This is a genomic window from Agrobacterium sp. 16-2014-1-2a, from assembly GCF_053522705.1.
This window is the reverse complement of sequence record NZ_JBNWBX010000001.1, coordinates 234837-247057: the sequence shown is the minus strand read 5'-3', so window position 1 is coordinate 247057 and position 12221 is coordinate 234837. Positions and strand designations below refer to the sequence as shown.

General features: G+C 59.4%; 9 protein-coding genes. 3 read left to right on the top strand and 6 right to left on the bottom strand.

The features are described from left to right. Window positions 1–60: 60 nt before the first annotated feature. The 4 genes from ACQZ45_RS01220 to rpiA all read right to left on the bottom strand — a co-directional run bounded on the left by ACQZ45_RS01220 (window position 61) and on the right by rpiA (window position 4523). Window positions 61–1437: a class II 3-deoxy-7-phosphoheptulonate synthase gene (locus ACQZ45_RS01220; protein WP_003515403.1), complete on the bottom strand. Its 1377-nt coding sequence runs from the start codon at window positions 1435–1437 to the stop codon at window positions 61–63. Window positions 1438–1687: 250 nt separating this feature from the next. Continuing rightward, the gene (gene gor / locus ACQZ45_RS01215; protein WP_003515404.1) at window positions 1688–3076 is read right to left on the bottom strand and encodes a glutathione-disulfide reductase; all 1389 of its coding nucleotides are present in this window, start codon (window positions 3074–3076) and stop codon (window positions 1688–1690) included. Window positions 3077–3244: 168 nt separating this feature from the next. Beyond that, entirely contained in the window at window positions 3245–3811 is a 567-nt protein-coding gene (locus ACQZ45_RS01210) for a DUF2059 domain-containing protein (RefSeq protein ID WP_003515410.1), read from the bottom strand. A gap of 16 nt (window positions 3812–3827) precedes the next feature. Then, the gene (gene rpiA / locus ACQZ45_RS01205) at window positions 3828–4523 is read right to left on the bottom strand and encodes a ribose-5-phosphate isomerase RpiA (RefSeq protein WP_003515412.1); all 696 of its coding nucleotides are present in this window, start codon (window positions 4521–4523) and stop codon (window positions 3828–3830) included. 192 nt (window positions 4524–4715) lie between these two features. On the opposite strand from rpiA, the gene ACQZ45_RS01200 reads away from it, so the two are divergent. Next, window positions 4716–5417, top strand: a complete 702-nt coding sequence (locus ACQZ45_RS01200) for an HAD family hydrolase (protein ID WP_113291749.1) — start codon at window positions 4716–4718, stop codon at window positions 5415–5417. A 234-nt stretch (window positions 5418–5651) separates the two neighbouring features. On the opposite strand, the gene ACQZ45_RS01195 is transcribed toward ACQZ45_RS01200, so the two are convergent. Next, on the bottom strand, window positions 5652–7589 hold the full coding sequence (locus ACQZ45_RS01195; RefSeq protein WP_113291750.1) for a L,D-transpeptidase family protein: 1938 nt from the start codon (window positions 7587–7589) through the stop codon (window positions 5652–5654). A gap of 408 nt (window positions 7590–7997) precedes the next feature. Here ACQZ45_RS01195 and fumC point away from each other — a divergent pair, with 408 nt between their 5' ends. Both fumC and ACQZ45_RS01185 read left to right on the top strand, forming a co-directional pair. Next, window positions 7998–9389 carry a class II fumarate hydratase gene (gene fumC, locus ACQZ45_RS01190; protein ID WP_026330925.1) on the top strand — a complete coding sequence of 464 codons (1392 nt, stop codon included), beginning with the start codon at window positions 7998–8000 and terminating at the stop codon, window positions 9387–9389. A 179-nt stretch (window positions 9390–9568) separates the two neighbouring features. Beyond that, on the top strand, window positions 9569–10501 hold the full coding sequence (locus ACQZ45_RS01185) for an alpha/beta hydrolase (protein WP_013636220.1): 933 nt from the start codon (window positions 9569–9571) through the stop codon (window positions 10499–10501). Between the two features lie 66 nt (window positions 10502–10567). Here the strand turns inward: ACQZ45_RS01185 and ACQZ45_RS01180 are convergent, their stop codons facing one another. After that, window positions 10568–12205: a CTP synthase gene (locus tag ACQZ45_RS01180; protein WP_035198927.1), complete on the bottom strand. Its 1638-nt coding sequence runs from the start codon at window positions 12203–12205 to the stop codon at window positions 10568–10570. Between the last annotated feature and the right edge of the window lie 16 nt (window positions 12206–12221).

Here is a 12221-nt window from a genome sequence, read left to right as displayed (position 1 = left end):
GACAACCATAAAAAAAGCCGCCGGCAGTATCCGGCGGCTTTTTTGTTTGATCTGCCTCTGTCAGGCAGTAGCAATTGCCAGACGCTTCTCGTCACGGCCGCTCTTCATGCGCTCGGACAGAAGGAAGGCCAGCTCCAGTGCCTGATCGGCGTTGAGACGCGGATCGCAATGGGTGTGGTAACGATCCGACAGCGAATCTGCCGTCACGGCGCGGGCGCCGCCGGTGCACTCGGTCACGTCCTTGCCGGTCATCTCGATGTGGATGCCGCCTGGATGTGTGCCTTCGGCGCGGTGGATCTGGAAGAAGCTTTCGACTTCCGACAGGATACGCTCGAACGGACGCGTCTTGTAGTGGTTGAGCGTGATGGTGTTGCCATGCATCGGATCGCACGACCAGACGACCTTGCGGCCCTCTTTCTCCACGGCACGGATGAGCTTCGGCAGGCTGTCGGCAACCTTGTCGTGGCCGAAACGGCAGATCAGCGTCAGACGACCTGCCTCGTTTGCAGGGTTCAGCGCGTCGATCAGCTCGATCAGATTATCAGGCGTCAGCGACGGTCCGCACTTCAGGCCGATCGGGTTCTTGATGCCGCGGAAATATTCCACATGCGCATGGTCGAGTTGACGTGTCCGGTCGCCGATCCAGATCATGTGGCCCGACGTGGCATACCAGTCACCGGAGGTCGAATCGACGCGGGTCAGCGCCTCTTCGTAACCGAGCAGCAGAGCCTCATGGCTGGTGAAGAAATCGGTTTCGCGCAGGCTAGGATTGTTTTCTGCGCTGATGCCGATTGCCTGCATGAAGTTCATGGTCTCGGAAATCCGGTCAGCCAGCTTGCGGTAACGATCCGCCTGCGGGCTGTCCTTGATGAAGCCGAGCATCCACTGGTGAACGTTTTCAAGGTTGGCGTAGCCGCCCATTGCGAAAGCGCGCAGCAGGTTAAGCGTCGCCGCCGACTGGCGGTACGCGTCGAGCTGACGCTCGGGGTTCGGCACGCGCGAGGTCTCATTGAACTCGATGCCGTTGATGATGTCGCCGCGGTAGGACGGCAGCGTCACGCCATCGAGCACTTCCACGTTCGAAGAGCGGGGCTTGGCGAACTGACCGGCAATACGACCGACCTTCACCACCGGCAGCTGCGCACCATAGGTCAGGACGACAGCCATCTGCAGGAAAGCGCGGAAGAAGTCGCGGATATTATCCGCGCCATGCTCGAGGAAGCTTTCGGCGCAATCGCCACCCTGCAACAGAAAGGCGTTGCCGTCTGCCACATTGGCAAGCTGCTTTTTCAGGCGGCGGGCTTCACCGGCAAAAACGAGCGGCGGATAGGTCGCAAGCGTGGCTTCCGTCGCCGCAAGCGCTGCCGCGTCAGGATATTCGGGAACCTGCTGGATCGGTTTCTGCCGCCAACTGCCGGGTGTCCAATTCTGTGCCATGTCCTTACCCTTTTCTCGCCCGCGCATTTGTGCACGACCGCCTCGAAAAATTGAGCGGCTTATAGCTCCAAGCACAGGCTTTGCATAGCCGATGTCAGGGCCATCGGGCCCATTCCGCCCGTTTTGGGCGTTTAACGTGCATAAAAGTCAATTTAAACGATTTAATAAACCCGCCACCACCCGGAGAACAACTGTTTTCAAGTGGTGGCGAGCAAAGCGGAGACGTGATCACGTCGCGCAAGCGACGGCGTTACACGCGCTCGCCGTTCACCACGCGGTAGCTTGGCGAATACATCGTCACCAGTTCCTCGGCCGCTGTCGGATGAACCGCCATGGTGCGATCGAAATCGTCCTTGGTGCATCCGGCCTTCAGCGTGATGCCGAGAAGCTGCGCCATTTCGCCTGCCTCGTGGCCGAGAATATGCGCGCCGACGACCTTACGGTCGGCGGCATTGACGATCAGCTTCATGATCGTCTTTTCCTGTCGCCCGGACAGCGTTGCCTTCATCGGACGGAACTGCGCGCGATAGACCTCCAGTTGCGGGTATTTCTTGCCCGCTTCCTCTTCAGAAAGTCCAACCGTGCCGATTTCCGGCTGCGAGAACACCGCAGTGGCAATAAGCTCGTGGTCCGGCTTGGTCGGGTTGTTCTTGTACTCGGTTTCGATGAAGCACATGGCCTCGTGGATCGCCACCGGCGTCAGCTGTACCCGATCGGTGACGTCGCCCAGTGCGAAGATACTAGGGACGTTCGTGCGCGAATACTCATCGACGATGATTGCGCCGCGCGCATCCACCTTCACACCGGCATTTTCAAGGCCTAGACCATGCGTATTCGGATCGCGACCGAGCGCCAGCATCACCAAGCCGACATGCAGCGAGTTGCCCTGCTTCGTCCGTGCCACAAAGCCGCCCGCACCGTCCTTGCTCACTTCCTGAATGACGTCTTCAAGAATGATACGAATGCCCTTGGCTTCCATCGCTTCATGAAGGCCCTTGCGCATATCGTGATCGAAGCGCGAAAGGATTTCCTTGCCGCGATAGATCAGCGTCGTTTCGACACCGAGTCCGTGGAAGATATTGGCGAATTCCACGGCGATGTAACCACCGCCAGCGATCAGGATCGATTTCGGCAGTTCTTCCAGGTCGAAAGCCTCGTTGGAGGAGATCGTCAGCTCGTGGCCGGGCAGCGCCTTGTGTTCGTTCGGCGTACCGCCAACGGCAATCACGATACGCTCGGCCGTGAAGGTCTCACCAGTCTTCGTCAGCTTCACGGTATGCGCATCGACAAGCTCTGCACGGCTGTCGAAAATATCGGCCTTGGCGTTATCCAGACCCTTGCGGTACAGCCCTTCGAGACGGGTGATTTCCCTGTCTTTCGCTTCGATCAGTTTTTTCCAGTCGAAACGACGCTCGCCAACGCTCCAGCCGAAACCTTCGGCATCCTCGAAATGCTCAGGAAATTGCGAGGCATAAACGAACAGCTTCTTCGGCACGCAACCACGGATGACGCAGGTTCCGCCGTAACGGTATTCCTCGGCAATTCCCGCACGCTTGCCGAGTGAGGCGGCCACGCGAGCGCTGCGCACCCCGCCCGAGCCGCCACCGATAACGAAAAGATCGTAGTCATAAGCTGTCATAGTCAAAACCCCTGATCAAAACCACGTGCCATCGGCCTCAAGGCGGGCTGTGGCGTATTCATGGCACATATAGGTGCTGCGACGCACAAATGAAAAGCCCGACCTTGCGGCCGGGCTTTGAATATTTCTGAACGTGAGCTTTGGGACCCGACGCTCTATCTATTTCACTCAGGGCTTGTGAGCCGGAGCGCCACCGGTGTTGCCCTGATCGGCCGGAAGCGGCTTCAGATCAGCGCCGGCCACCTTCTGCAATTCGGTCATGCTGGAGGTGTTCAGATCGCGGTTGATGCCCGCGGCCCAGATGTCGGCAGCCTTCATCAGTTCGCGCGTGGCGATCGGGCCGTCCTTCAGAAGCTTCTTGCCGGCTTCGCTGCTGTAGAAGGTGGAGATGGCGTTCAGCTCTTCGACGGAGAAGGCGCGCGCGTAGGTGAGTGCTGCCTCGCGTTCCAGATCGGCGCGGCGCGGCGCAAGCTCAAGTGCCTTGGCGTCGACAGTCGCGGTGATCACGTCCTGCACATTCGGCGATGCCTGAATGAGTTCGGCCTTCAGACGTTCCGCCAGACCCGGCAGGATATCATCGAAACGGTCAGTAACGCCAAGAGAGGCGATCGCCTGCCGTGCGGCGGCTATATGCGCTTCCGAAATTTCCTGAGCGCGTGCGGCAGTACCGAACACGATGCCGGAAATGAGGATCGAAGCAGCGGCAGCTTTGCCCAGTCCCGCTAGTTTGATCATGAAAATCTCGCTCCTGTTATACTGCCTGCATCACGCGGGCGCCTTCAGGACCCGCAATGATGGCAAGCGATGCCAAATTTATGAAAAGTCCGTGCTCGACAACACCGGGGATAGTGTTCAGCTCGCGTGCAAGCGCTTCTGCATCAGGAATACGGCCAAAAGATGCGTCGAGAATGAGGTGTCCACCATCCGTCATGAAGGCGCCGTCGCCCGACGAACGCATCGTCAGGTCGCCCGACAGGCCGGACCGCGCCGCCAGTTTCTCGATGGCTATCTGTGTCGCCACCTGACCGAACGGATTGATTTCGATGGGAAGCGGAAAGGCGCCAAGCGTCTCCACAACCTTGCTCTGGTCGGCGATGACGATCATGCGGGCGGATGCCGCCGCCACGATCTTTTCGCGCAGAAGCGCACCGCCACCACCCTTGACGAGTCGCAGGCCGTGATCCACTTCGTCCGCGCCATCGATGGTAAGGTCCAGTTCCGGCAATTCATCGAGGGATTTCAGCGGCACGCCAAGCTCCACGCAAAGGCGCGCAGTACGCTCGGATGTCGGCACGCCTTCGACCTTCAGGCCTGCAGCAACCTTTTCCGCCAGAAGCCTGACGAATTCCTCAGCTGTAGAGCCCGTGCCGATACCAAGTCGCATCCCGTCTTGCACATGGGACAATGCGGCCTCGGCGGCCTTGATCTTCATCTGGCGGGCATCCATGTGCCTGAAACTCCGGTAGCTTTGTCGTCGCCGTGCTGTTTACACGGGTCGAAAGCCAAACGAAAGCATTTTTGCAGGCAACGAACAGAACGTTGTGGCGCGGTTGCAAAGACAAAGCCGTTTGCCTAGGCTTGGCCACAACGAACGCACCGATATCATCGCCAAAAGCATTCTCTCAAGAGGCCAGTTCCCGTGACATCCCGCCCGCTCTCCCCGCTCGCCATCTTCGACCTCGATGGTACGCTCGTCGACACCGCCGCCGATCTCGTTTCGAGCCTCAACCACACCATCGCCGCAGCCGGTCTTGCCCCCGTTACCTATGACGACCTGACGCATCTCGTCGGCCAGGGCGCGCGCGTGATGATCAAGCGGGCCTTCGCTCTGCGTCAGGTAGAATTGCCGGAAGCCGAACTGGAGCCGCTGTACGAGCGTTTCGTTGACCATTATCGCGCGGAAATGCCCGGCGACAGCCGCCCCTACCCCGGCATCGTCAGCGTACTGGATGCGCTTTCGTCAGCTGGCATCACGCTCGCGGTCTGCACCAACAAGACCGAAACCCTCGCGCTCCCGCTGCTCGAAAAACTGGATCTCACCCGATATTTCGCAGCCATCACCTGTGGCGACACCTTCCCCTTCCGCAAGCCTGATGCGCGCCATATTCTCGGCACCATCGAAAAGGCTGGCGGCGACCCGCAGCGCTCGGTCATGGTGGGTGACAGCATCAACGACATTCTCGCCGCCAAAAATGCGGCCGTCCCATCGATCGGCGTCACCTTCGGTTATTCGGATGTGCCGATGGCCGAACTCGAACCAGATGTCGTGATAGATGATTTTACTGCGTTGACGCCCGCGCTGTTCGAGCAGCTGGTCGCAAAGGGCGCCGCTGCGGCTTGAGACGGCGCTGTTCTCCCACCGTCATGCCGGGCTTGATCCGGTATCGAGCCACGGCGCGTCTGTGCCATGATCCGACTCTTTCGCGATCAAAGACCTGATCGTACTGGACCCCGGACCATGTCCGGGATGGCGGAGTGCGGATGCTGCCGTTTAACGCTATCATTCATGTGGCGACCTTGCCATCAAACAAAAAAAGCGCCGTTTCCGGCGCTTTTTTTCTCAATGTGATTTCTATCAAATCGACGCGGCCCGCGCCTTCGTCGTTACCGCAAACGCCTTCTCGACGTAGCTGTCACGGTCGTAGACGTCGTCGAAGAACTGCACCTTGCCGGCCTTGTCCGGCCAAGCGGTAAAATAGGCCACGTAGACCGGTATCTTCACCGGCACCTGCACGGCGCGGTTCTTGCCCGCTGCAATCTGCTCGTTGACCTTGTCGACGCTGGTGCCAAGAACAGCCGCCGCCATGCGGCGCGGATCGACCAGACGGATACAGCCGTGGCTCAGCGCTCGCATGTCGCGGTTGAAGAAGCTCTTGGCAGGCGTATCATGCATGTAAATGGCATGCGCATTCGGGAACAGGATTTTCAGGTCGCCCAGCGCATTGTCGCTGCTTGGCGGCTGACGCACCGAAATGGCGTTGGTCGAGCCGAACCAGTTGACGCTGGTGGAAGAAACGGCACGGCCACCCACCTGTACCTCATAACCCAGACGGTCGAGATAGGACGGATCGCGGCGCAGCTTCGGCAGCATCTCGTTGACGATGATCGACTGCGGAACGCCCCAATAGGGGTTGAATTCGACGGTCTGGATTTCGTCCTGGAAGAAGTAGGTCTGGTTGGCCTTGGAGCCGACCACCACCTTCATACCGAACTGTTCCTGTCCGTCATTGTGGTAATAGGCCATGAAGGCCGGCTGGTTGATCAAGACATAGCGCTGGCCGAGATCGGCTGGCAGCCAGCGGATCTGCTCCATCGCCACCTGCACCTTGGCAATCCGGGCGTCGTTGCTTTCGCCGACCATGGCACGCACGGTCGCGCGGCCGATGACGCCGTCGGCCTTCAGGCCGTTTTCGCTCTGGAATGCCTTCACCAGATCAACCAGATCAGGCGTATAATCCGGCGTCTGCTGGTAGCCGGAAATGATCGCCGCATGTTCCGCCTTGAAGGCAGGCGAAGCGCGATGTTCGATTGCCTTGACGACGCTCGCCATGTCGCCGCTGCTGTTGCCGGGTTTCAGCACCAGATCGGCGGGAACCTTGACCGTGTTGGCCGCATCACCCTCGCTGCGCAACCGGGCCAGTTCGGCCTTCAGCGCCAGATATTCGGCGTTCGAAGGTTCACGGCTGCGCAGATAGGCTGCGATATCGGGGCTGAGGCCTGCAAGCTTCAGCACGGGCGCAAGGTTCACCGTCTTGCGCTTGAAATCGTGGTAACCGGACAGCCGGTTCGGATCGACACGGCCACGCGTCGTATCCTGCACATAGGCCAGAACCTTGGCGGAAAGCGCAAGCTCGAACTGCATCTGCGCGCGCTGATAGGCGTCGGAGGTCGATGCGGAAGCCACTTCCACCGGCGTGCCGGATGCGTTCGCGCCTGCGCTGATGCTGGCGGTTACGTCCTTTGCGGGTACTGAAATGCTGTAATCGGCCGGATCGAGTCCGCTTTCGCCAACAGTCTCCAAAAACGCCATGACGGCGTTCGCGCGGGCAGTCAGCTCGCCTTCTGAAACCCAGAGCGCCTTGCCGCCAGCACCGTAATAGGCTTCCAGAGCCTTGCCGATTTCGGGGGTGGCGCTGAACTTCACATTGGCAAGGCCCTCGCCGAAATTGGCGGTGTTCACAGCGCGTGCGGTATCAGCCTTGTAATCGTAATAACGTGGACCGGAAACACGCGGCAGAGGCTCGGGATCGGATGCATCGGCGCTCGGTCCGACCGTCGGCGGCGAGGTGACGATACCGGCTGGCGGCATTTCACCGCGATCGCGCGCAACCTTGCCAGGCCCGCCACGCAAAAGGTCCATCAGCGTTACCGCGCCGGCACTGCCGGGAAGAGCGGTGGAAACGGAAAGACCGAGAGCCAGCACCAGCGCTGCCGATGTTTTTCCAGATGTGACTTGCAATTTGATCCTCGTAGCACCCAGCGCCGCCAACGAAGACGGAGCATCCAGTTTCATGCTTGTCTAGCCGATAGCCGGCCCGTTGAAAAGAAAACGCCGAAGTCCAGAACGCACCCGAAATGAACCTCATATTACGGCCAAAACCGTAAAAACGTAATTTCCAGAATTGGCGAGAATGGTTAAATTTCTATTTATTTCATTCACTTTGCCGTGGTTGGCCAAGCCGTTCCAAGCCGATGAAACCCCGGTTTTCCGGGCTTTTATCGACGTAGTAAAAATGACACGCCAAGGTCTTTTTCTTAACCGGGCAGGATGAGCGCCAAAATCGCCCTGTCCCAAGGGAAATATCTGCCAGGCATGCCTCGCAACGCTTTCATTGCCAGCGCGATGATTCTATATATCGGCGCGCGCAAGGCGGGCGAAGTGCCGTTTTGGCGGAGGAAAACGAGTAAAAAGGCAAGATTGATGACAGCCACACGGACGGAAACCGATACATTTGGACCCATTGAAGTTCAGGCCGATCGCTATTGGGGCGCGCAGGCGCAGCGCTCGCTCGGCAACTTCAAGATCGGCTGGGAAAAGCAGCCCGCCTCTGTCGTTCGCGCGCTCGGCATCGTCAAGCAGGCCGCCGCCCGTGCGAACATGGCGCTTGCAGGCCTTGACCCCAAGGTAGGCGACGCCATCATCGCAGCCGCACAGGAAGTCATCGACGGCAAGCTGACCGAGCATTTCCCGCTGGTCGTCTGGCAGACCGGTTCCGGCACGCAATCCAACATGAATGCCAATGAGGTGATTTCCAACCGCGCAATCGAGATGCTCGGCGGCGAAATGGGCACCAAGAAGCCGGTTCACCCCAACGACCACGTCAATATGAGCCAGTCCTCGAACGACACCTATCCGACGGCGATGCACATCGCCTGCGTGGAAGAAATCGTTCACCACCTGCTGCCGGCCCTAAAGCACCTGCACACGGCGCTGGAAGCCAAGGTCAAGCAGTTCGAAAAGATCATCAAGATCGGCCGCACCCACACGCAGGATGCCACGCCGCTGACGCTCGGCCAGGAGTTTTCCGGTTATGCCGCGCAGGTCGCCTCGGCGATTGCCAATATCGAACTCACCCTGCCCGCACTTTCCAAGCTCGCCCAGGGCGGCACGGCGGTCGGCACGGGCCTGAACGCCCCCGTCGGTTTCGCTGAAAAGGTTGCCGAAGAGATTTCCAAGATCACCGGACTGCCGTTCGTGACGGCGCCGAACAAGTTCGAAGCGCTTGCCTCGCACGATTCCATGGTGTTCTCGCATGGCGCGATCAATGCCGCAGCAGCAGCCCTGTTCAAGATCGCCAACGACATCCGCTTCCTCGGCTCCGGCCCGCGCGCCGGTCTTGGCGAATTGTCGCTGCCGGAAAACGAACCCGGCTCATCGATCATGCCGGGCAAGGTCAACCCGACGCAGTCGGAAGCGCTGACGCAGGTTTGCGCCCACATCTTCGGCAACAATGCAGCGCTCTCCTTCGCAGGCTCGCAGGGGCACTTCGAACTGAACGTCTATAATCCGATGATGGCCTACAACTTCCTGCAGTCGGTCCAGCTTCTGGGCGATGCCGCCGTCTCCTTCACCGACAACTGCGTCGTCGGCATCGAAGCCCGCGAAGACAACATCAGGAAGGGCGTCGAGAACTCGCTGATGCTCGTCACGGCTCTCAACAGCAAGCTCGGCTACGACATCTGCGCCAAGATCGCCAAGACCGCGCACAAGAACGGCACGACACTGCGCGACGAGGCCGTCGGCGGCGGATACCTCACGAACGAGGAATTCGACCAGTATGTGCGCCCGGAAAACATGATCGGCCCGAAGTAAGCCGGTCGAGATTATCGCTGGAATAGAGAACGGGCCTTCGGGCCCGTTTTTTGTTTGTTCGATTGGTCATAGCATTGGGATGTCCCGGTACTGACCACTCTTGGTGTTTTTAAATCGTCCCCGTAAGCTGTTCTTCCGGAGAGAATGCCGAAACCAGGTGCACGATTGAGGATGACATCATGATCTGCCGCCGCAGCCTGCTTCTTGGTGGTGCCTTCCTCGCCACGGCCATGAAAGTCCCAAGTCTGTTTGCGCAAGGCGATCGGCAATGGATTTCGCTTTGGCCCGGCCCGCCTCCGGGAGGCGGTGGTCCGAACGGCGTCCCGGATATAAGCAAAAAAGGCGCTGTCACCAACATTGCCGTACCGAGCCTGGAGGTTTTCGCTCCCGCAAAGCCAAATGGTTCCGCAATGATCATTGCAGGTGGCGGTGGATATAAACGCATCGAGGAAGGCAAGGAGTCCTATCCCGCCGCACGCTGGCTCGCGGCCAGAGGCATTTATGCTTTTGTCCTCACCTATCGTCTGCCGATTGAAGGATGGGCTGCTGGACCGCTGGCACCGCTTCAGGATGCGCAGCGCGCATTTCGTCTGGTGCGTGCACGCGCTTCGGACCGGCAGATCGATCCGCACAGGATCGGCGCACTTGGTTTTTCTGCGGGCGGGCACTTGATGGGGTTGGCCGCCGCTCGCTCGGCTTTTGCGTCTTACGAAGCAGTCGATGACATCGACAGGCAATCAGCCCGGCCGGATGTTGCGGCCCTGATCTATCCGGTCATCACGCTTGCAGCGCCCTATGACCACACATCGACCCGGAGGTCACTTATCGGCAGGCACCCGACAGAGGAGGCAACACGAGAGTGGTCAGTGGAAAGCCATGTGAGCAAAGATTGCCCTCCGGTCTTCCTCACGCAGGCGGATGACGACCGGATTTCCAATCCCGCCAATAGCCGTATCATGCAGCAGGCGTGCGATAAGGCGGATGTGGATGTCGAATTTCACCCAATCATTTCTGGTGGCCACGGCTTCGGCATGGGCAAGCCCGGAACCCCCACGCAAGAATGGCCTGGATGGTATGAGGCATGGCTGAGGAAGCACAACCTTCTGGCCTGACGCTTTCTTTGCGCACCCCAATAAAAAAGGGCCGCAAAAGCGGCCCTCTTCATCTCATTCAAACCGTCAAACCAGCCGGCTCTGCTCCACCGCCGCTTCGACGAAGCTGGCAAACAGCGGATGCGGGTCGAGCGGGCGGCTCTTGAGTTCCGGGTGGTATTGCACACCGATGAACCAGGGATGGTCAGGATATTCCACCGTTTCCGGCAGCACACCATCAGGAGACATGCCCGAGAAGACGAGGCCGCACTCTTCCAGCCGGTCCTTATAGTCCACATTCACCTCGTAACGGTGGCGGTGGCGCTCGGAAATATCCGTGGAACCGTAGATTTCGGCGATCTTCGTGTCTTTCTTCAGCGCTGCCTTGTAAGCACCGAGACGCATGGTGCCGCCTAGATCGCCCTTGGTGGAGCGCTTCTCCAGCTCATTGCCCTTTACCCACTCGGTCATCAGGCCAACGACGGGCTCAGCCGTCGGACCGAATTCGGTGGAGGAGGCATTCTCGATGCCGGCCAGATGACGCGCCGCTTCCACGACTGCCATCTGCATGCCAAAGCAGATCCCGAAATAGGGCACGTTGCGCTCACGGGCGAACTGCGCCGCCATGATCTTGCCTTCGGAACCGCGCTCGCCGAAACCGCCCGGCACCAGAATGCCGTTGACCTTTTCGAGATAGGGCGTCGGATCTTCCTTTTCGAAGACTTCCGACTCGATCCACTCCAGCTTGACCTTGACGCGGTTGGCAAAACCACCGTGATGCAGCGCCTCGATCAGCGACTTGTAGGCGTCCTTGAGGCCGGTATATTTGCCGACGATCGCAATCGTTACCTCGCCTTCCGGCGTGCGGATACGGTTGCAGACCTCTTCCCACTGTTCCAGACGCGGCTTCGGCGCCGGTTCGATACCGAAAGCGGCCAGCACTTCCGAATCGAGACCTTCATTGTGGTAGGCGATCGGAACGTCATAGATGTTGGCAACATCCAGCGCCTGAATGACGGCGGAAGGACGCACGTTGCAGAACAGCGAAAGCTTGCGGCGTTCCGCTTCCGGGATTTCCCGGTCGGCGCGCACCAGCAGAATGTCGGGATGAATGCCAAGCGCCTGCAGCTCCTTCACGGAATGCTGGGTCGGCTTGGTCTTCAATTCGCCGGCTGCCGGAATGTAAGGCATCAGCGTCAGGTGAACATAGATTGCGGTGCCGCGCGGCAGATCGTTGCCGAGCTGGCGGATCGCCTCCATGAACGGCATCGCCTCGATATCACCCACGGTGCCGCCGATTTCGCAGATGACGAAGTCGTACTCGTCATTACCTTCGGTCACGAAATCCTTGATCTCGTTGGTGACATGCGGAATGACCTGAACGGTCGCGCCGAGATAGTCGCCGCGGCGTTCCTTGTCGATGATGTTCTTGTAGATGCGGCCAGTGGTGATGTTGTCGGTCTTGGTCGCCGAACGCCCCGTAAAGCGTTCATAGTGGCCAAGGTCGAGGTCCGTCTCGGCACCGTCGTCCGTCACAAACACTTCGCCGTGCTGTGTCGGGCTCATCGTGCCGGGATCGACGTTCAAATAGGGGTCAAGTTTGCGAAGCCGCACCCGATAACCACGGGATTGCAGCAATGCTCCGAGTGCCGCAGCTGCGATGCCCTTACCGAGAGAGGAGACCACGCCGCCTGTGATGAATACATATCGCGCCATGGGATTCACCGGATACCTTTTTACC

Excerpts from the sequence above, each read along its gene's own strand:
- ACQZ45_RS01220 (WP_003515403.1), bottom strand. The coding sequence starts at position 1,437 with ATGGCACAGAATTGGACACCCGGCAGTTGGCGGCAGAAACCGATCCAG.
- gor (WP_003515404.1), bottom strand. The coding sequence starts at position 3,076 with ATGACAGCTTATGACTACGATCTTTTCGTTATCGGTGGCGGCTCGGGC.
- ACQZ45_RS01210 (WP_003515410.1), bottom strand. The coding sequence starts at position 3,811 with ATGATCAAACTAGCGGGACTGGGCAAAGCTGCCGCTGCTTCGATCCTC.
- rpiA (WP_003515412.1), bottom strand. The coding sequence starts at position 4,523 with ATGGATGCCCGCCAGATGAAGATCAAGGCCGCCGAGGCCGCATTGTCC.
- ACQZ45_RS01195 (WP_113291750.1), bottom strand. The coding sequence starts at position 7,589 with ATGAAACTGGATGCTCCGTCTTCGTTGGCGGCGCTGGGTGCTACGAGG.
- fumC (WP_026330925.1), top strand. The coding sequence starts at position 7,998 with ATGACAGCCACACGGACGGAAACCGATACATTTGGACCCATTGAAGTT.
- ACQZ45_RS01185 (WP_013636220.1), top strand. The coding sequence starts at position 9,569 with ATGATCTGCCGCCGCAGCCTGCTTCTTGGTGGTGCCTTCCTCGCCACG.